18 protein-coding genes are annotated in these 19,140 nt (G+C 68.2%); 6 read left to right on the forward strand and 12 right to left on the reverse strand.

Annotation, left to right across the window (positions count from 1 at the left end; all coding sequences use genetic code 11):
• Window positions 1-38: 38 nt before the first annotated feature.
• The gene (locus L1892_RS13190) at window positions 39-1,925 is read right to left on the reverse strand and encodes a glycosyltransferase family 2 protein (protein ID WP_372475048.1); all 1,887 of its coding nucleotides are present in this window, start codon (window positions 1,923-1,925) and stop codon (window positions 39-41) included.
• A 111-nt stretch (window positions 1,926-2,036) separates the two neighbouring features.
• Here L1892_RS13190 and L1892_RS13195 point away from each other — a divergent pair, with 111 nt between their 5' ends.
• The 3 genes from L1892_RS13195 (at window position 2,037) to L1892_RS13205 (ending at window position 4,517) form a co-directional block, all read left to right on the forward strand.
• Complete coding sequence (locus L1892_RS13195; protein WP_235724060.1) at window positions 2,037-3,239, forward strand: lipase family protein; 1,203 nt, start codon at window positions 2,037-2,039, stop codon at window positions 3,237-3,239.
• Between the two features lie 143 nt (window positions 3,240-3,382).
• A complete protein-coding gene (locus tag L1892_RS13200; RefSeq protein ID WP_235724061.1) occupies window positions 3,383-4,213 on the forward strand; it encodes an SGNH/GDSL hydrolase family protein in 831 nt (276 codons plus the stop codon).
• A gap of 22 nt (window positions 4,214-4,235) precedes the next feature.
• Complete coding sequence (locus L1892_RS13205; RefSeq protein WP_235724062.1) at window positions 4,236-4,517, forward strand: hypothetical protein; 282 nt, start codon at window positions 4,236-4,238, stop codon at window positions 4,515-4,517.
• An 87-nt stretch (window positions 4,518-4,604) separates the two neighbouring features.
• Here the strand turns inward: L1892_RS13205 and L1892_RS13210 are convergent, their stop codons facing one another.
• Window positions 4,605-5,108 carry a hypothetical protein gene (locus L1892_RS13210; protein ID WP_235724063.1) on the reverse strand — a complete coding sequence of 168 codons (504 nt, stop codon included), beginning with the start codon at window positions 5,106-5,108 and terminating at the stop codon, window positions 4,605-4,607.
• Window positions 5,109-5,287: 179 nt separating this feature from the next.
• Between L1892_RS13210 and L1892_RS13215 the strand changes: the two genes are divergently transcribed.
• Both L1892_RS13215 and L1892_RS13220 read left to right on the forward strand, forming a co-directional pair.
• Window positions 5,288-6,157, forward strand: coding sequence for a 1,4-dihydroxy-2-naphthoate polyprenyltransferase (locus L1892_RS13215; RefSeq protein ID WP_235724064.1), 870 nt, complete (start codon window positions 5,288-5,290; stop codon window positions 6,155-6,157).
• A gap of 46 nt (window positions 6,158-6,203) precedes the next feature.
• The gene (locus L1892_RS13220; RefSeq protein WP_235724065.1) at window positions 6,204-6,818 is read left to right on the forward strand and encodes a YdcF family protein; all 615 of its coding nucleotides are present in this window, start codon (window positions 6,204-6,206) and stop codon (window positions 6,816-6,818) included.
• Between the two features lie 186 nt (window positions 6,819-7,004).
• On the opposite strand, the gene L1892_RS13225 is transcribed toward L1892_RS13220, so the two are convergent.
• The 10 genes from L1892_RS13225 to L1892_RS13270 form a co-directional block, all read right to left on the reverse strand.
• Window positions 7,005-10,721: a DUF3376 domain-containing protein gene (locus L1892_RS13225; protein WP_235724066.1), complete on the reverse strand. Its 3,717-nt coding sequence runs from the start codon at window positions 10,719-10,721 to the stop codon at window positions 7,005-7,007.
• Window positions 10,722-10,874: 153 nt separating this feature from the next.
• Window positions 10,875-11,171, reverse strand: a complete 297-nt coding sequence (locus L1892_RS13230) for a response regulator transcription factor (RefSeq protein ID WP_235724067.1) — start codon at window positions 11,169-11,171, stop codon at window positions 10,875-10,877.
• Between the two features lie 136 nt (window positions 11,172-11,307).
• Window positions 11,308-12,363 (reverse strand): DUF8320 family protein, encoded by a 1,056-nt coding sequence (locus L1892_RS13235; protein ID WP_235724068.1) that lies wholly within the window; start codon window positions 12,361-12,363, stop codon window positions 11,308-11,310.
• Complete coding sequence (locus tag L1892_RS13240) at window positions 12,360-13,565, reverse strand: ATP-binding protein (RefSeq protein WP_235724069.1); 1,206 nt, start codon at window positions 13,563-13,565, stop codon at window positions 12,360-12,362. The genes L1892_RS13235 and L1892_RS13240 overlap by 4 nt, the downstream gene beginning before the upstream one ends.
• Window positions 13,532-14,191 (reverse strand): response regulator transcription factor, encoded by a 660-nt coding sequence (locus L1892_RS13245; RefSeq protein ID WP_235724070.1) that lies wholly within the window; start codon window positions 14,189-14,191, stop codon window positions 13,532-13,534. Before L1892_RS13245 ends, L1892_RS13240 begins: the two co-directional genes overlap by 34 nt.
• Window positions 14,192-14,340: 149 nt before the next feature.
• Window positions 14,341-14,658: a hypothetical protein gene (locus L1892_RS13250; protein ID WP_235724161.1), complete on the reverse strand. Its 318-nt coding sequence runs from the start codon at window positions 14,656-14,658 to the stop codon at window positions 14,341-14,343.
• A 117-nt stretch (window positions 14,659-14,775) separates the two neighbouring features.
• The gene (locus L1892_RS13255; protein ID WP_235724071.1) at window positions 14,776-15,639 is read right to left on the reverse strand and encodes a Clp protease N-terminal domain-containing protein; all 864 of its coding nucleotides are present in this window, start codon (window positions 15,637-15,639) and stop codon (window positions 14,776-14,778) included.
• A complete protein-coding gene (locus L1892_RS13260; RefSeq protein WP_235724072.1) occupies window positions 15,632-15,916 on the reverse strand; it encodes a helix-turn-helix domain-containing protein in 285 nt (94 codons plus the stop codon). Before L1892_RS13260 ends, L1892_RS13255 begins: the two co-directional genes overlap by 8 nt.
• A 200-nt stretch (window positions 15,917-16,116) precedes the next feature.
• Window positions 16,117-17,790 carry an alpha/beta hydrolase gene (locus L1892_RS13265; RefSeq protein WP_235724073.1) on the reverse strand — a complete coding sequence of 558 codons (1,674 nt, stop codon included), beginning with the start codon at window positions 17,788-17,790 and terminating at the stop codon, window positions 16,117-16,119.
• Window positions 17,790-18,098 carry a hypothetical protein gene (locus L1892_RS13270; protein ID WP_235724074.1) on the reverse strand — a complete coding sequence of 103 codons (309 nt, stop codon included), beginning with the start codon at window positions 18,096-18,098 and terminating at the stop codon, window positions 17,790-17,792. Before L1892_RS13270 ends, L1892_RS13265 begins: the two co-directional genes overlap by 1 nt.
• 149 nt (window positions 18,099-18,247) lie before the next feature.
• On the opposite strand from L1892_RS13270, the gene L1892_RS13275 reads away from it, so the two are divergent.
• Complete coding sequence (locus L1892_RS13275) at window positions 18,248-18,958, forward strand: type 1 glutamine amidotransferase (RefSeq protein WP_235724075.1); 711 nt, start codon at window positions 18,248-18,250, stop codon at window positions 18,956-18,958.
• Window positions 18,959-19,140 lie beyond the last annotated feature (182 nt).

The following is a 19,140-nucleotide window of genomic DNA, read 5'->3' on the forward strand; positions in this document are numbered from 1 at the left end:
GCGGATCGGTTCAGTGGGCGCCTCGTCGTCGACTGTCGTCACGCGCCCGCCCACGGCAGCATGATGTCGAACCAGCCCAACGCCAGCGCACCGATGAACACGATCGCGCTGGTGTAGCCGATCACCTCCCACGCGGTGATGCGGTTCCAGTTGGTGGAGCGGGGGCGGTGGTCGGTGCGGGTCGGGAGCGGTTGGACCGCTGTTCGTGAGCCGTCGGCAGGCTCCGAAACAGGCGCCTCCGCCAACGGGGCACCCCGTTGCTCGGAGGCCGGCGTCAGGCGGGGAAAGAGAACTCGGAGGAACTCGAGGAGCAGGGGGCCGGCCAAGTAGGTGTAGGCGAGAACGAAGCCGAACATCATCCAGAAGTCGACGAGCCCATAGACCACGATGTCGCGCAGGATGAACCCCCAGAACGCGAGCAGCGAACCGCCGAGTGAGACAGTTCCCAGCCAGGAGATCGACCGCGCCAGCGCGTTACTCTTGCCGATCGCCCCGGTCGGCACCCAGTCGATCTCGCGCCCGATCAGTTTGTGCCAGATGGCGATGGTGTGGGCGAAGCTGTAGGCGATCTGCACGCGTAGCACCTCCAGCCGCCACCGCGAGCGCGACACCAGCGGGAACAGCACCACATACACCCACAGACCCAGCAGGAACGGGACGAGCTGTTCGGGTCGCACATCGTCGGGATACACCGCGGCCATGACGATGCCGGGCAGGAACAACAAAAAGACGTTCATCGCGGTGGTGAGGTAGTAGAAGATGCCCGCCCAGTGGGCGAACCACTGCCGTATCCGCATCCGTCGCGGCGCCTCGATGTGGTCGTTGCGCAGCCGCGACAGCGACCCCTGACACCAGCGGTACTGCTGGTTGAGGAAGCCGGCCAGATCCGACGGACACAGCCCGCGCGACAGCACCACCGGCACGTAGCGGATCTGGTAACCCGCCTGCTGCAGATGCCGCCCGGTGTGCAGATCCTCGGAGTGTTCGATGGCGGCGAACCCGCCGACCTCGTCGAGCGCGCTGCGGCGGTAGACCGCCGACGTCCCGACGCAATTGGCCGCGTCGATCCGATCGCGCGACGGCAACACCCAGCGGTAGAAGAACTCCTGGGTCGCCCCGGCGGTGCGCTGAATCCAGTTCATCGCCTCGGTGGTGGCGAAGGCCTGCGGACTCTGCGCGATGGCCACCTGCGGGTCGTCGAGGTAGGGCACCAGGTGCTGCAGAAAGTCGGGCCGCGGGCAGAAGTCGGCGTCGAAGATGACGATCAACTCGCCGGCGCTGACCGAGTACGCGTGCCGCAGGTTGCCGGCCTTGCGCAGATGCCCACGGTCGGGTCGGACGATGTAGCGGAAGCCGTGGTCGGCGGCAAGCGCACGCACCTCGTCGCGGTCGGCGTCGTCGAGCACGTAGACGGTCAACGGGCTCGCCCATTGCAACGCCCGGACGTGCCGGTAGGTGGTGCGCAGGATGTCGAGGCTCTCACCGCACGTCGGCAGGAAGACGTCGACCGACGGATGCCAGCCGTCGTGGGTCTGCCATTCGGTGATCGTGCGCTGATGCGATTGCCACGTCACCCGGCGCCGGTATGTACCGGTCAATGTCGACAATGTGGTTCCGATCACATTTGCGGCCAGAACAATCAATACCGGCCACAAATAGGGGCGACCGGTGGCGAAAAGAATCATCGACCACCCGACCAGCACGAAAGCCGCGATCAGGAACAACTGGATCCAGCGCATCTGCGGGCCCAGATAGTCGTAGACCTCGTCGTCGTCGGGCGGCGCCACCGCCTGCGGATCATATTCCGGCGCAGGCGCTTCGGACTTGCGGCGACTCAACGGCCGTTGAGCGACGGAGATCGGCTCGGTATCGGCGTCGGCGATTGCGTCGATCGCCGAGTCGCGCCCCCCGATCGTCAACTCCACCCGATCAGAATCGGTGACCCCGCCCGTCTACGCAAACCGCGGAAATACCCTCGGGCGTGCATTGCCGGTGGTCGAGGTTGCCCATTGCGGCGGAGCGGCTACCTTTCTCGTGTGCAAAAGCGGTGGAAGTCAGCGGTGATGGCCTGCATGGTGGCCGCATTGCCGATGACCGCTGCCTGCGCGTCCACCGACACCACCGAGGTACCGGCGAGCACATCGTCGGGGGTCGCGATCAGCGCCGATGCCCGCACCGGACGCGGTGATGTGATGCGCACCGACCCCGGCCTGGACACGTGGGCCGCCACCCTGCCCGACGGCACCGACATCACCCGGATCGTCTACCGCTCGACGTCGGGTGTGGACGGAGCGGCCACCGCGGTCAGCGGCGCCGTTTTCATACCTTCGGATGAACGGCGACCGGACGACGGGTGGCCACTGATCGCCTATGCGCACGGCACCACCGGTATCAGCCGCGACTGCGCGCCGTCGGATCGCCCGGACATGTTCGGCGACCTCGGTGCCGTCGACGACTTCCTGCGTCGCGGTTATGCCGTGGTGACCACCGACTATCAGGGGCTCGGTATCCGCACCGGTGAGAGCGCCGCACACCCGTATCTGGAACCACACACGGCCGCCTACAACGTGATCGACGCGGTCCGCGCGGCGCGTTCCGTGGAGCCGTCGATCGGGTCGCAGTGGTTCGCGGTGGGACGATCCCAGGGCGGCTCGGCGGCGTGGGCGACGGCCGAACAGTACGCGGACTACGGCGACGACACCGGCGAACTGCTCGGGGTGGTCGCGGTGGCACCGTTGCTGGATGCGACCTACCTGGTGCGCAACGCTCAGGACGAGACGCTGACGGTGGCGCAACGCTACCTCTATCCCCTGCTGGTCCAGGGAGTGGCGCAGGGGGCCGAGCAGGTGACGCCGGCAGACCATCTCGGAGCGGGTGTCACACCGGCACTGTCGTGCTCGTCGACGGGCACCGCCCTGGCCACCCAACCCGCCCCACCGGATGCCGAGGCCTTCACCGCCGTCACGTCGGCGGCCGCCGACGAGTTGATGGATACGGTGCAGTCCTACGCGCTGCCACGCGAGCACACCGAGGTGCCGATCGTCGCGTTCTACGGCAGCCGCGACGACATCATCCCGCCCGATGTAATGCAACTCACACTTACGCGTGCCTGCGACGTCGACGACCGGGTGCTGCGCGTACGCCGTGAAGGACAGGGACATTCGCTGGATCCAGGCTCGATGATGGCGAAATGGATGAGCGACCGCCTCGCCGGGCAGGTCGTGCCGAGCGACTGCTGAGCTCACCGGCGCCGACTCACCGAGAACATCGGGCCGATTGCCCGCTACAGTGACACGGTCGGGGGCGGCGCTGAAGCAAACCGGCGCTGCAGACCGGCGAATTGTGGGTTTGTGGTCGATTCCGGAGTCTGGAGTGTGCGGGGATGCCGAAAGTTGTGAAGCGGATCTGGGATTCGGCGCCCCTGTGGGCGTGGATCGTCATGGGCGTGTGCGTCATCATCCTGGTCGTCGGACTGATCGTGTCGTCGAATCGCACCGCGCCGACGTCGCCGGCCGCGCAGTCGCTGCCCACCACGAGCACCGCCATGCAGACCCCGGCCACCGTGGCGTTCGTCGACGATGCGCGAGCCAACCCGGAGACCCCGAAAACGCTCGTGCTGCTGGGTGACTCGACGGGCGCCGACAAGAACGGTTGGGCTCCGGCACTCGGCGAGTCCATCAGCCAGACACTCGAACGCCCGGTGGCCACCAAGTACTGGAACACCGCCACCAACAGCTACGGCGAGATGGTGGGTCTCGGCGACGGCCCGAACGGCCCGGTCGGTTACTGGAATGCCAGCGCATCCGGCAAGGACGCCGACTACACGCTCGAGAATCTGGACACCATGATCGCCCCGGACGTGACGCCGGACCTGATCATGCTCAACTTCGGGCACACTCAAGACACCACGCAGCCGCTGGCGCCCCAGCTGCAGCCGCTGATCGACGAACTGCGCACGCAATACCCCGACGCCGACCTGGTGGCCATCAAACAGAGTCCCGCCCAGGGCGCGAACGCAGACGCGCAACTCGAGGGTTTCGCCGCCGCAATGGACGCCGAGGGCATCCAGGTGATCGACGTGAACTCAGCGTTCCCCACCGACAACACTCAGTTGTCGGCGCTGCTGCGCGACGGTGTGAACCCGAACGCTGACGGCCAGCAGTTGTGGACCAAGACGGTGCTGGCGGCGTACGGGCTGCCCGAAGCGCAGTAGCCGGCTCCGGGGTCTCGGGCCGATGAGCGCGTCCGCGTCGTTCCACGCGCTGGTCATCCTGAACCTGCTGTTCGTGACCGGCGCGTGGTGTCTGGCGCGGCCATCGGTGCAGGCGGCGATCGCCCTGGTCGTGGTGTCGGGCATGTGGGTGGTGGGCAACGGCCCCATCGAAGGGCGCGTGCTGTGGAGCTACAGCCGCGCCCATGGCGTCACCGAATCGGACCTGCTGTCGGTGATCGGCGTGATCATCGCGGCGATCACGCTCTGGCGGGCGCGTTCCGGGGGACGACACCGCCGACGTTGAGCACACTGCCACCAACACACAGATCGGCTCCGACGATCGCGGTCGGTGCGATGCGTCGGAGCCGATCCGGACGGTGAGAGTCGCCTTCTACGCGGCCCGCGCCGGGAGAATGGACTCGATGGCTCCCCAGATGAGCTGGGCCAGCGGTGTGGCCACCACCGCCGGCAGGCCCTGCGCCTGCAGGAACGCCGAGATCAACGGCACGGTGACGATCGCCCAGTTGAAGTTGTCGAGGAAGTCGTCAAGCAGCGGAGCGAGGTCGGCCGAACCCGACGAGGAGCCGCTCGACGATCCCGCCGAACCGGTCCCGGTGTCGGCGGACTCGTCCGTCGTAGCACTGTTGTCTGCGGCGCTGTCGCTCTCGGTCTCGGTCTCCTCGGCGACCGGCGACGACTGCAGCGCCGCGAGCACCGAATCCTTGATGGCCTGCTTCTCGGCGGCGGTCGGTGCCAGCCCGATGAACGTCGGTGTGGAGCCGGCCGTCACCGACGCGGTCGGTGCCGCGTACGCGGGCGCCGTAGCCAGCCCGGCCGCACCCGCTGTTCCCACCAGCGTGAGTACGGCGATGCCTGACACAACTGTCTTCTTCATTCAATCTCCCCGAAGATTTCGTGAACACGAGACGTACGTGAACATGCTTGTGCTGGAATGCCTTTGCTATCCCACACCGGAACCTATCAGCTATCGAACCGACTTGTGGTCCGAGGTGGTCGGTCTCACAAGGGTGGCGCCGGCGGTCGCGTGCGCGCCCTCATGGAAAGATCCACAGCATGGCTACCCCGAAGGAGTGGATTCAGGGCGCTCGACCCCGCACCCTGCCCAACGCGATCGCACCGGTGATCGTGGGCGTCGGAGCGGTCGGCGACCTCGGCGAGGTGGCGTGGTGGAAGGCGGGGCTCGCGCTGATCGTCGCGGTGGCGTTCATCGTCGGCGTGAACTTCGCCAACGACTACTCAGACGGGGTACGTGGCACCGACGATGACCGGGTCGGCCCGATGCGCCTGGTCGGCTCGCGGGCGGCGTCGGCCGGCGCGGTCAAACGAGCCGCATTCGCCTGCTTCGCCGTCGGCGCACTGTGCGGGCTCGTGCTGGCGGTCACCACGGCGTGGTGGCTGGTGGCGATCGGCGCGATCTGCATCGCCGGCGCCTGGTTCTACACCGGCGGCCGCAAACCTTATGGCTACATCGGCCTCGGTGAGGTCGCCGTGTTCGTGTTCTTCGGGCTCGTCGCCGTCCTCGGCACCCAGTTCGTGGTGAGCGGCTCGATCGACTGGGTCGGCCTGCTGTGTGCGATCGCGGTCGGTTCGATCTCGTCGGCGGTGCTGGTGGTCAACAATCTGCGTGACATCCCCAGCGACACCGAGTCGGGCAAGGTCACTCTCGCGGTTCGGCTCGGCGACAAGCGGACTCGCGTGCTGTTCGCGGTCCTGCTGGCGGTACCGCCGGTGGTGAGCGTGGCGTTGATCGGGGCCACCCCGTGGGCGCTGCTCGGCCTGCTGGCCGCGCCCCTGATCTGGGCGGCGTATCTGCCGGTGCGTCGCGGCGCCACGGGTCCGCGGCTCATCCCGTCGCTGGGTATCACTGGGCAGGCGATGCTGGTGTGGGCAGTGCTGACGGCTGTGGGATTGGTCATCGGTTAGTCATCTCGGTTCGGCGTGTCGACCGGGGCGCCAATATCCTTGGCCCATGCGCGCTACCACTGTCCTGGTGCGCGGACCGAATCGGCGCAGACGGCGCCGGCAGGCGTTGTTGGCCGCGGCCGTGTGCATGGTGCTCGTCGCCACGCTGGTCGTCGGGATGCTGGGGTATCAGCTGTTCACCCGCGACCACTCCGACCCGCTGCGTCCCGCCGATGCCATCGTGGTGCTCGGCGGCGAGCACGACGGTCGCGAGGACTATGGGCTCGAGTTGGCGGCGCAGGGCTACGCCGACACCGTGCTGATCTCCGATCCATACCGGCCGTACAAACCGTCCGAACGCGAACTGATGGACCGGGTCTGCGATGCGAGCACCGACACGATCGAGGTGATCTGCTTTGCTCCGCAACCGTCCACCACGCGCGGCGAGGCAATGTTCACCCAGCAGATGGCCACCGCCCGCGGATGGCGATCGGTGATCGTGGTGAGCTGGCGCTATCACCTGGTACGGGCACGCTACATCTTCGGCCAGTGCTCCGACCGCCAGGTCATCATGCGCGGTGTACCGCGCAGCTACGCGCGGTCACCGGAGAGTTGGGCGTACACATACGCCTATCAATACGGCGGGTTGATGAAGGCCACGCTGCTGGGCTGCAACGCATAGCTCGTTTCCGGCCGCGCCGAGTGGCCCCATACTCGGAGGTTTGTTAGCATGGTGAACGTTCTTGTCGGGGCTTTATCCGCAATTCACTCGGGTGTGGATTCCCCCCCTTTCACAACCGGGTGAGCCGGATGACGAGAACACCGAGCACCGCGTGCGCCGGCTTGAACTCCCTGCCGCACGCGGTGCTCATCTCGTTGGCTGCGGTGATGTGCGCCAGTCCTCGATCATCTCCGCCAACAGCCGTCGGCGTTCGCGGACGAGGTCGAGTCCCGACGCCGACAGCAGCCGGGCGTGGATGGGTTTGGTCAGCTGATGCAGCACCCCCATGCCGATCAGCCAGACCGCGACCGGCGCCAGGTCCGTCAGCGGGTTGGCCAGCCCATCAATAGCTGCGACGATCACCAGTCCGAGCAGCGCAAACGTGGCGACGATCACGGCCTCACCGGTCATCCAGTACCAGGGCGTCCAGCCCCACACGCTGATCAGCGCGAGGACCGTCGCCGACACCACCACCGTCACGATCGTCGCCAGCACCAGCCGGTCGGCGTGACCGTTTTGCGCCCCACCCCACTCCAGGAACGACTGGACCCATCCTCCCTGCGGGAGTGCGTCAACGACCTCGAGGGGTTGGGCACAGCGTTCGAGTGCGCGGGTGCTCGTGCACGGATACCAGGCGAGCAGCGTCGCCGCCATCGCGGCGATCACGTAGAGGACGCCGGTGGCCACGATCGCCGCGATCCGTCCCGCGGACGGGCGGGCCGACGCCCAGGCGGTCACCGACTGGCGATACAACCACCAGGTCACCAGACCACACGCAGCCACCACCAGCACCATCAGTTCCGAGCCGACGGCCAGCCACCACGGCGGCCGCAGGAACATCCAGGCCCCGCCGGCCACGAACACCAGACCCACCACCATGTTCGCCCAGTAGCGTCGGGCCGCGCGTCGTCGGGAGTCGGCGATCACCTGCGGCCACACATCGAAACGCTTCTCGCGGATTGCCGAGTCGAGGCGCTGGGGCCGAGCGGCGTCGAAATGCTGTGCGACGACCCGCCATCGGCGCCGCACACCACGCCCGAGCACCATCGACAACCCACCGATCACGATGATCACCGTCAGAAAGACCCGCTGCCCCGCCATGCCGGTCACCGCCGCACCCAACAGTGCCGCCGCGGTGCAGGTGACGGCCAGTGCGCCGATGAGGCGCAGCGGGTCGGCGAACAGACAGACCACCACCACCAACGGGCGCACCAGGATCAACGCCACCAGGCGCAGCGCCCGACTCACCAATCCACCCGACCGCGACGACGGCTGCAGGCCGCGGACCACCAGCGGCAGGATCCGCGACACCAGCGCGAACCGGTACAGCGCGGGTAGATCCGACAACGTCTCCCCGCCCACCGTGGCCAGTCGACGCTTTAACGACTCGTCCCCAGGATCGGTTCCGGTGCGACATGTTTCGTCGCCTTCGGCCAGGATGAGCCGCCGCGGATCGTCTTTCGGCTGTGGCGCAGGCACGCCCAGGTCGCCGAGCAGCTTCAGGATGCCGGTGGCGGCATCCAACCGACCCCAGTACCAATCGTTCTCGCGCCACCGCTTCGACAGGAAACCACCGAAGCGATTCAGCTCGGTTCCGGCGAGTTTCATGTCGGCGCGCGACAGTGTCCTGGTCTGCGTCACCAGGTCATCGATGATCGTCGCATTGAACTCTGCCGGATCGACCTTCTTGCGCACCCACTGCTGAACCTGCTTGCGCGCGGCGGACTTTCGCAGCGGCATGAGGTCGATCCCATGCACCTCGGTTCCCGCTGTGTCACCAGTGATCGTGGAGAACGTCACCCCCGACGCCGTCGTCGTCGGAATCCCGGCGGGCAGACACAGGCGCACGAGGTGAAACGCGCTGGGATCGGCGACGTCGGCGAGTACCCCGTAGATACCGAGCCCGGCTCGGTCTGGCAGGCTACTCGTCGCGGCGCGGATACATCGCAGTTCTGAGTCGAGGACCGTGCGGATCGTCGGCAACAGTGGTGTCCCGCCGTCGGTTCGGCGCGCACCCATCTGCGCCAGCAGTCCGTAGAACTCGCCGTCACTTGCCGTTTCGCCGGACGGGGCCGTGGTGATCGCCGCCGCGAGCTCGTCGTCGATCCGCCAACCACCCTGACTTTCCAGGGCAGCCTCGAGCCGACATGCCAGCAACACCGTGGCGTCCTCGCGCAGCAGTATGCTGCGGTAGGTGGTCTCGTGCCGCACATACAGCAGCATGGCCAGGCACCGATAGAGAATGTTCTTGCTGCGCAACAGGTCTGCCGATGCTTGCTGACCGAGAGCCTGAATCCAGGCGATCAGCAGGACCGCGGTGTCGGCAAGGCCGTCGACGTCACCGGAGATGAAAGTGTCGCGGGCGACGCTGCCGGTGTCGCTGCGGAATCCGTCGTAGACCTCGGTGACCGCCGCCGGTACCGCGTCCGGATCCGGCAGCTCGTCGGGGAGGTCGGCGCCGCCGAACGGCGGCACGCAGAAGTGTTCTCGAGGATTGCGCAGCAGTTCGGCGATGGCCGGGATGTCCCGGCCGATCCGGGCGTCGAGGTAGGCGGGGAGCCAGGAGTCGGGGTCGGTCGGGACCGCCGGATCGAGCACCTCGGCCAGCGACGTCAGCCGATGCGCCACCGACGCGCAGCGCTCGTTGTACTGCTGTACCGCCATGATCTCGTCGTCGGCGGTCTCGGTGCGGGTGCGCAACGCCATCGATGCCCGGATGACCTGTACCCAGTCGACGCCGACCGGATCGAAGCGGACGTCGTCGGGCAACATGGTCGGATATGTCGCCGCCGGGGGCTGCGGGTCCAGATAGATCAGGTGTCGACGTGATTCCTCGGTGGCGGTGGCGCGCTGAATGGCCCGCAACGCCCGGTCGATCGGGATGTTGTCGAACACCCCGCCGTCGACGACGTCGAAGCGGTCGCGGTCGCGCCCGAGTCCTCGGCGCACATCGTCGGCGAGCGTGGCCGACCGCGCGTACGGGAAGACCGGCGCCATGTTCCACACGTGATCGCCGGGCATGCCGTCGTCGTTGTGGGGGTCCTCGGTGATCGAATGCACCGACGCCGGTTCGAACGCGCCGGGGAACGACGACGTGGCGCGCGCGGCCAACGCCATCCGGCCTAGAACGGGTGCACGCCGCTCGTCCGACAGTAGGCCGTCGGATAGGCCCGGGATGGTGGAGAAGCGGGTCGCCAGGCCCCCAGGTCGCCGCATGAACGTGAACCCGGCCTGGTTGCTGAGGTTCGGTTCCTGCGGATCAGGCAACACGGTGGCCGCGAGCTCCACGGTCAGTCGGTCCACCGCGGTCTGCGCCGTGCCATCGGCGCCGCCGGCGGTGGCGATCTCGGCAAGGGTGTCGGCAGCGTTGGTGAGGAACTGATCGTCGCCACGCAGGATCGACGGCACCCGACCCACTCCCGGACGTCGCAACAGATCCCACAGTCCGCCGCGGTCCTTCCACATGCGCAGCACGATGTCGTCAGTGGCCACGCCGTAGGACTGGGCCAGCGCGAACAGGATCGCATTCAGGCCGCCCGCGCTCGCGCCGGCGAGGATGTCGAACTCGACATGGTCGTGGCCGGCCGCATGCACCATCTGTCGGTAGATCTGGGCGCGGTGAGCGCGAGCGATCCGGCGTGGGCATGCGGCTCGGGCGTCGGCCGGGCAGGCGTCGTCTGGACACACCGGATCGGTGTCGGGTTCGAGCAGGGCGCGCCGCAGCACGTCGAGTTCGGCGACCGCACCCCCGATCCACACCGCCATGCTCACCCCGCCGCGCATGGCGAGTGCGATGCGCAGCGTCGGGCGCCGCGCGGGGTCACCGTCGGCGGGCGCGTCGGTGTCGGCACGAGACATCGTCATCGGGCCCTCGTTCGGGGGTTCGGGATCGGTGTCTCATGGTGACAGAAACCACGCCCGCAATCGCCCGCCGCGCGGATCTCGGCGCGGTTCTGTTATCGAAATGTGCGAACCGTGACACCGCGGTTCGTTCGGCCGGATGACACCGGCCCCCGATCAGCCGGCGAGGCGACCGGGCCGCACGGCGGCGTCACAGCGCGTGACCGTCGGCGCGTTGGCCCGGCCGACGCTTGCCGCGATCTCGTTGATCGAGGTGTAGCCGTCCTCGATCGCGCGCACGAGCAACGCGATCTTGGTGGTGGCCGGACGTCCGGCGGCGCGGTATTTGCCGCGGATACGGACCAGATGGGTACGCACGGTGGCGTCGGTGATGAACAGTTCCCGGGCGATCTCGCGCATGGGCCGGTCGGCGACCCACCGGACCAGCACATCGACCTCACGGTCGCTCAGCACCGGGGATGAACGGTGTTCCCGGACAATTGCGTTCGTCATCATTACATTCCTCACACGCGCAGAGCTCCTGCAGATCAAACTAGGCGCCCGTCACATACAGGAACAGACACATGTTTTCGTGCCCCCAGGCCAGGGGTCAGCTGAACGAACGAATGCCGCCGGTCTTGTCGATCTCGGAGCGCACACTGCTGCCGTCGCGTCGACGATGCAGCACCGAAGCCGCGATGGAGCCGTGCGGGGGCGCCACCCGCACGAACACCTGCCCTTCTCGCGCCTCGGCGAGCACCGTGCCGGCCAGATCGCTGACCGCCGAGGCGACCCGCGAGTCGATCGGATCGGAATCTTGGCCGTCGACGCGTGCGTCCGAATCGTCGATGAACACCACTTCCACCCCTTTCGCGCGGGCCTCGTAGGCCGGCTCGTCGAGGTCGAGCGCCGACATCAGCGGAGCCCGCAGCCGGTCCCGCAGGTGCGCCTCGAGCAACGCGCACTCGATGCGCTCGTCGGCGGTCAGTGCCGCACCGGAAGCGATGCGTTCGAGCATCGGCCGCGCCAGATTGTCGAGCACGGCGACCTGAGCGGACCGTTCCTCGCCGGCGGCAGCGTCGGCCGACAGCCGTGCCACCTGCGTGATGGTCTGGGCGCGCAGGGCGAACACCGCACGCGCGGTCGGCCGCAGGGTGCGGGAGAACAGCGTGCCCATGACGAGCGGCGCGAAATTGACCGCGACCATCGTCAACGCACCCACCGGCGACCGTCCGAGACTCTCGGCCCAGACCGCGTAGATGACAGAGGCCGCGATGAGACCGATCCACGGCGCGAGCAACCGCCCCCGGACACACATGAAGCAGTAGACCGCGGTGATCCCGCTGTGCGCCCACATCACCATCAGCGAGGACGTCCACCCGGCGTCGAGGCCCGAAGAACCCCACAGCGCGAGCGCACAGGCGGTGGGCCCGGCCGCGGCCAGCGCGATGGTCGTCGGCAGCGGCAGCGGATCGCCGGGAACCTGCAGGATCGCGATGACCGCCGCGGTCAGGATGACACCTGCCAGGACCGGCGACCACTCCCCCGGCTGCCGGACGACGATGTAGCCGATGGTGGACCAGGTGGACAACAGGAACGCGCCGGCCACCAGCCACGCGCCAGGTTGTCGCATGCCGATGAGGTCGCGCACGTCGTGGGTGATCATGCCGACCACTCCACGACGACCCGGGTGCCGCCGCCGGGGCGTGACATGACGGCGGCGTCACCGCCCTCGATCCGCCGGATCCGGCCGCGGATGCTGACCGCGATCCCGAGCCGGGAGGCCGAGATGTGCGTCGGATCGAAGCCGCGACCGTCGTCGCGGATCTCTGCGCGCAGCGACGACGCTGATGCCGTCACCGTCACCGTCGTGGTCGCGCCCGCACCGGCATGCCGACGACTGTTGCGCACGGCCTCGGCGGTGGCCGACGCGATCGCCGACACCGCCTCGCCGGGGTAGCTGGGCAGCGCATCGTCGGCGTCTACGGCCACGGTCAGCGTGGGATCCACCAGTCCCACCGCAGCCCGCACCTGGCTGATCGCGTCATTTCCGCCCACAGCGTCTGCGCTGTCGCCGGCCGCGGCACGCTCCACGGCGGCCAGTGCCGCCCGCGCGTCCTGGGCGAGTTCGGGCGATCCGCCGCGACGCGACGCCGTCAGCAGCGTTGACATCACATTGTCGTGGGTCAGCGCATCGAACCGGCTGCGTTCGGTCGACCGCGCATCCGCGGCAGCTGCGGCCGCGGTGGCTCGGTATGCCTCCGACCGCGTGCGGTCGAGAATGCCCGCTGTGCGGATGGCCATCACCGCAGCGGACACGAAGATCAGTGAATAGGAACATCCCCAGGCGATGTCGACGAACAACGGTCCGTTCAGATCGGCCGGCCGCAGGACGTGACTGACGACGATGACCGCCGCGTTGACGACGACCAGGTAGCCGAAGGCGATCATCGGTCGGAACGCGAGGGCGGCGGCGATCGCCGCGAGCCCCGGGAACTGCGACATCCAGATCCCACCGACCACGTTGAGTTCGGCTCCCGACCACGCGAACCACCACAGGGCCAGCGACAGCGCGTACCCGCACGCCGCCACCGCGGCGACGAGTCGGATGCCACGGACATCGGCCCAGCGGCCCGCCGGCCCCAATGCCAACCCCGTGCCGAAGGTGAGGATCACCGCGAGCACGGTCCACCAGGGTTGCATCACCGCGGTCGAGTCGATCACCAACGACGAGGTCATCAACGCGTAGGCGAGGTAGCCGACGGCGACGAAGCCCGACATCAGCCGCAGGATGCGGCGGCCGGCCTGCTCGTCGCGTTCGTCGCGCGCGTCGGTCACCGACGGAAGCGCCGGGGTATCGGCAGCCATCCGTCCTCGATCGCGCGCTTGTAGAGATCTGTCTTGGTGGGCGCGGGCCGGCCGGCGGTGTTGTAGCGCCCGCGGATGCGGTTGACGTAGTCGGTGACGGTCTCGGTGGAGATGTTCAATTCTCTGGCCACCCGCGCCGACGATTCCCCGGCCGCGTACAACTCGAGAACTCGACGCAATTGCGGCGACAGATCCACGAATCCGGGATCGGAATCGATGGCCGCCGCCCAATCGATACTGGGGACAGTGTCACCGGACAACGCGCGCCGCATGGCATCGAGCAATTCCGCTTCGCGGGCATTCTTGCGGACCACGCCCATCACTCCGGCGCTAGCGGCCTGGCGCACCATGAACATCTCGTCACCCGAGGTGTAGACGAGGACGGGGATACCCGCCGCACGCAACGCCTCGATGTTGGCGATCGGCGACGTCCCGTCGCCGAGACGAAGGTCCAGCAGCACCAGGTCGAGCTCGGTGGCCATGGCGAGCAACGTATTCACGGTTCCCGCGCCGGCAACGAGCTCCATATCCGACTGTTCGTCGAGGGTGGCCCGCAAACCGCGGACAATCTGCTCATGGTCGTCCACGACTCCGATTCGCCATACCCTGGGCGGCGGTTCGGTCATGTCCACCATCATCGCTTATGGCTCCGACACAAGCGCAGAGAAGTCCCCGTTTTGTTTCATTCCTTCGCACGACATGCGCATTCGACGACCGTTTTCACAAATTACGGGGAATGCGATTTGTTTGCATTCGAAAACAAAATCGTGACCACTCACGACGCGGGCCGGCGTCCGGGGTCGGCCGGCCGCAGCGCCCAGCCCGGTACCCAGTGCGTCACCTTCTCCTGACGATCGCGTGCGGTGATGGTGTAGGTGACCTTGCCGTACCACTCACCCCACTCCGAGCGTGCCCAGGCGGTGAGCACCCCGAGGTGGACCGACCGGATCTGCAGACCGTCGGGGAAATACTCACCGGTGTGGTGTGGCGTCTGTGGATACAGCGCGTTGAGGTCGATGAGCACCGCCTTGTGACCGACGGGGAAGAACACCGGCCGTCGTGGCTGGCCGCTGTCGCCGCCGATCCACTGCATACCCACACTCGAACATTAGTTCGAGTGTGGGTATGGGCTCAACCGCGCAGCGTAGTGAGGCCAACGTGCCGTTGGGCGACACGTTGGCCTCACTCGCAGGGCGCCTTGACGCTCCGGTCAGATCTCCACCTCGACATCAGGCAGACTCGCCCAGACGGCCGCCTTCAGGCCTTCGGGTGTGGTGGCCGACTCGATCACCGCGCGCGACGCGTCGTCGGCGGTGTCGATGATCGCCAGCAGCAGGTACTCCGGGCGCAGCCGACGATCGCCACGCTCGCGGGCGATCTCCAGCGCGCGCGCCAGCGCCGAGCGCGTGGGACCGGCAAAGCGCGGACGGCTGCCCCGGCCCCGGGGCCCGCGCCGTCCACGACCGGGCTCCCACGGTCCGTCGTCGGCGAAGGGGCCGCCGGCGCCGAATGGGCCGCGGGGGCCACCGGGGCCAAAGCCGCCCGGACCCCAGCCCTCGGGTCCGCGCATCTCGGGACCCCAGTCGTCGGGACGTCCGCCGTCGGAACCGCACCCGCGGTGAGGTCCGTGGCCGTGTCGGTGACCGGGTCCACGTCCACGCCCGCGACCGCGCCGACCGCCGGGGCCACGCTCGGGGCGTCGAGCCCAGCCGTCGGACAGGTCCTCACCGAACCGGCCTCGGACCGCCTCGCGAACCTTGTCGAGGTCGATGCCGATGCTGCGCAGGGCCTCTCGATCCTCGTCGTAGCGCTGTTGCGCCGATTCCTCATCGGAGTCCGACGCTGTCGCGTCGGTCTCGTCGTCGTGCTCGGCGTGATAGCCCCGCGCCGCGTCACGTGCCGTCGACAGGGTGAGCCCCTGCTCGGCGAGCAGCGCGAACAGTGGGCTGCGGGCATTGCAGAGCATGCCCAGGATGAGGTGGTCGTTACCGAGGTGCCGATGACCGAGGTCGCCGGCTTCTTGCATGGCGAAAGCCATGAGCATTCTGTCGTCGCGTGTGAATCGCTCAAACATTGTTCGTGTCTCCTTTCGGCCCGCTGTCGCGGACCTCGCGGTGTGCATGTTTCTGATGCACGGCCTGGCGGCTGATCTGCAGAACCTCTGCGATCGACTGCCAGCTCCAGCCGTGGGCGCGGGCGTTGGCCACCTGTACGTCCTCGAGTCGGTCGGCCAGGGTGCGCAACGCGCGGACGGCGGCCAGCCCCCGTGCCGGGTCGTCGCTCGCGGCAGCACCGGCGAGTCCGGAGGTGTCGCGATCGGCCGTATCGGCCGGGTTCTGTTCGTCGTGCATGGTGTCAGGTTAAGTTGACAAATCCTGGCTGTCAAGAATTATTGACACGTGCTGCTCCCGCGGGTCCGATCGGCTCGCGCAGGTCGGTTCGGCTCGCGCGACTCGTCGACGGGCCGCGTCCTCCCGGTCGGCCCGCGGTCGCCGACCCGACCCGCGTGAGACCTGTCGAACGACGACAGATACGGGTGGCGGCCGCCGCTTCACCAGGGCAGGCGCAGCCCGATATCGGGTTGTCGCTCGATGTAACCGGTGGGACGCTCCCCGACGACGACCCGCACGATGTTGCGGAAGGCGTCGGAGTCCGGGTCACGCCAGTAGTCGCCGTGTCCGTCGACACCCGCGACCGGTGAGCGCGAGCCGTCGGCGCCGGGTGCGTGAAAGCCGGTGTCCATCCGGAACACCCCGGGCGCGGAGTCCGGGTCGTCGCCGTGCGGATTTCCCGACAGTGCCTGCACCCACTGGATCGGATCGCCCGGCGCGGTCAGCGAGTAGCGCTCGACGGCGGGGTTCGCGTTGCGCCACGGGCCGTCGAACGCGCCGGTGCCCGCCGACGACGCATACACCACCCGGTCGGCGCGCAGCCCGAGCTGCTCGGCCGAACCGACCACCGACCCGCCGTAGGAATGCCCGATCACGGTCACTGCCGCCCCGGGCGCGCGTTCGGCGATCTCGGCGTCGAGCTCCGCGGCGAACCCGACGAGGCCGGGCGCCATCTCACGCGCGAACCGCGGATCGGCCGCCGAGCCGTCGAGGGATTCCGCCACCGCGGCGGCGGCACCCAGCGCGTGCCCCAGTGGACCGGCCAGCGAACCCGCCAGCGCGCCCGCGCCGAGCGCATCGTCGAGACCCTCGTAGCCCATCGTCTGCGGCAGATCACCGTCGAGGTAGACGAATACGGGACCACCGGTGGCGTGCGCGAGTTCTGTTGCCGCGGCGAAGCTCTGATCGATGGTATCGAGACCCGAGCCGGTGCCGGGCACCAGCACCGCCGCATTGCGGGTGTCCGCACACACCTCCCCGACCATCTCGATGACGTGGCCCCGGGCGTTGTCGAAGGCGATGAACCGGCGTCGACGGCCGTCGGCGAGCGGTCGGAGCAGATCCTCGAGTCGGCGTGCCCGCACGCCGTCGGCCCGACCCGCGAGCCGTTCGATCTCCAGCGCGGCACGGATGGCGAGATCGTTCGCGGCAGAGCGTAACTCGAAATCGATGCCATCGAGGTTGCCGACCACACCCGGATCGGCTGCGGCGATCCGGAGCCGACCCTCCTCGGCCAGCCGGGACAGGAACTCGCGGCGCGTCGACGGCGTCATCCGAGTCAGCGCGGTCACCACGCGGTCGGCGTCGGCGGTGCTGCCGTCGGGCAGCGTGACCTCGGCGGCACCGCCCGCCGGGATCGCCGCGCCCGGAATGGCCGCCACCAGTTCGTCGATCCGCGCGCCACAGTGCTCGTCGACGGCATCAATGACGTTCATTCCATTGCGGATTCGCACTTCGGCCGTTCTCGAGCGTTCGTCGGGTCCGTCCCGACCGGTGACGTGGCCGTCATCGGTCACGGCATAGCCGTCGGCGATCACGCCGTCGACCTCACCGAGCACCACCGCACGCGCCCGGGCGAGATCGGCGCCGGCTCGGGCGGCCTCCTCGGCGATCTCGACCAACATGCGACGTATCTGTCGGGCCCGCACGTCGGTGTCGTCGACGAATCGCTCTGCGGCGACGGCGGTCACACCCGACCAGGTGGTTGCATCGACTGCTCGAACGATCCTGCGCGTCGCGGCGTCGACGAGGTCGGACGCAGCCTGGGCTGCGGCGCCGGCTGCGGAAATCGCCGCGGGTCGCCACTGACGGAGCTCTGGGATCGTCGGCCGCATCAACGCTCGATCCGCAGACGGCTGGCCGACGTATCGTCAGTGTCGGTCACCGCGGCCGCCAACCCGGCGAGCACGACGCTCATCTCCTGGAGTCGCCCGCAAAGCGACTCGGCCGTGCTCCGGAGGGCATCGTCGGCGTCGAGCAGCGCCCGCATGGTCCGCCCCTGCGCAACGGGTGGCACCGCATCATCCTGTCGGGCAATCAGTTCGAGCGTCGAGATACGCCTCGCCTCGGCCCGCCAGGTGCCGACGCCCGCGGCGATCTCGGCGGGCATCACGCGGAGTACATCGGGGGACGGGAGTGGCATCGGGGGCTCCTTACCAAGCCGGCGAGAACATGAGCGACGAAACGTGTCGTCGGTCATTTGGACGCACCAGCGGGGGCAACGGTTCCTCCGGTTTCGGCGCCGGCATGGTTGTCGGGCCGCGGCGACCGTGGGCCGGTAGGCTCCGCGAGATGGGATTGCGAGCATTGACGCTGGTACACAATGTGCTGCCGGAGTACCGGCGGGCCATCGTCGGGTCGCTGTTGCCGGCGATGGAGCGTCGCGGCATCGCCGTGGACATCGTGGCCGCCGACGAGGACGAGCCGTTGCCCGCGCCGGGCGAGGTGGATCTGGTGGTGGTGACGGGCTCCACCGATTCGGTGCACGACGAATCGCTGTCGTGGATCGGCCGGGAGCGCGAGTACCTGCGTACGGCCATCGGCGCTGGCGTACCGATCTACGGCATCTGTTTCGGCGGGCAGATCCTGGCCAGCGCGTTGGGTGGCACGGTCGCCGTGAGCAGCCGACCCGAACACGGTTTCGTTCCCGTGACCTCGACGCGGCCCGAGTTGGTGGCCGAAGGGCCGTGGATGCAATACCACTACGACACGATCACCGTGCCCGACGACGTGGAGGTCATCGCCCGCAACGAGGCGGGCGTGCAGGCGTTCGTGAGCGGACCGCATCTGGGTGTGCAGTTCCACCCCGAGATCGACCCGGAGTGCTTTGTCGCTTGGCGCGACGGCTTCTCCGGGACGCGATCGGATATGTCGGAGGACGGGGTGGATCTCGAGGCGCTGGCCGCGTCGATCGCGGCGCGAACCGACGCCGCTGCCGACGATTGCGACGTGCTGTTCGAGCGTTTCCTGGCGCATGCCGGACTGGATGTGGTGCGGGGCTGAGTGGTTGGGCGGGAGTGGTCTCGATACGGCCCTCGCCTAGCGGCTCGGACCTACTCGACCACCGACAAAACGGCACCAACACCGGGGCGACTCGGACCTGTCCGACCACCGACAAACGGCGCCAACACAGGGGCGGCTCGGACCTGTCCGACCACCGACAGACGGCGACCACCCCAGCAACC

Origin of the sequence: Gordonia tangerina (assembly GCF_021556435.1) — a bacterium.
GTDB lineage: Bacteria > Actinomycetota > Actinomycetes > Mycobacteriales > Mycobacteriaceae > Gordonia > Gordonia tangerina.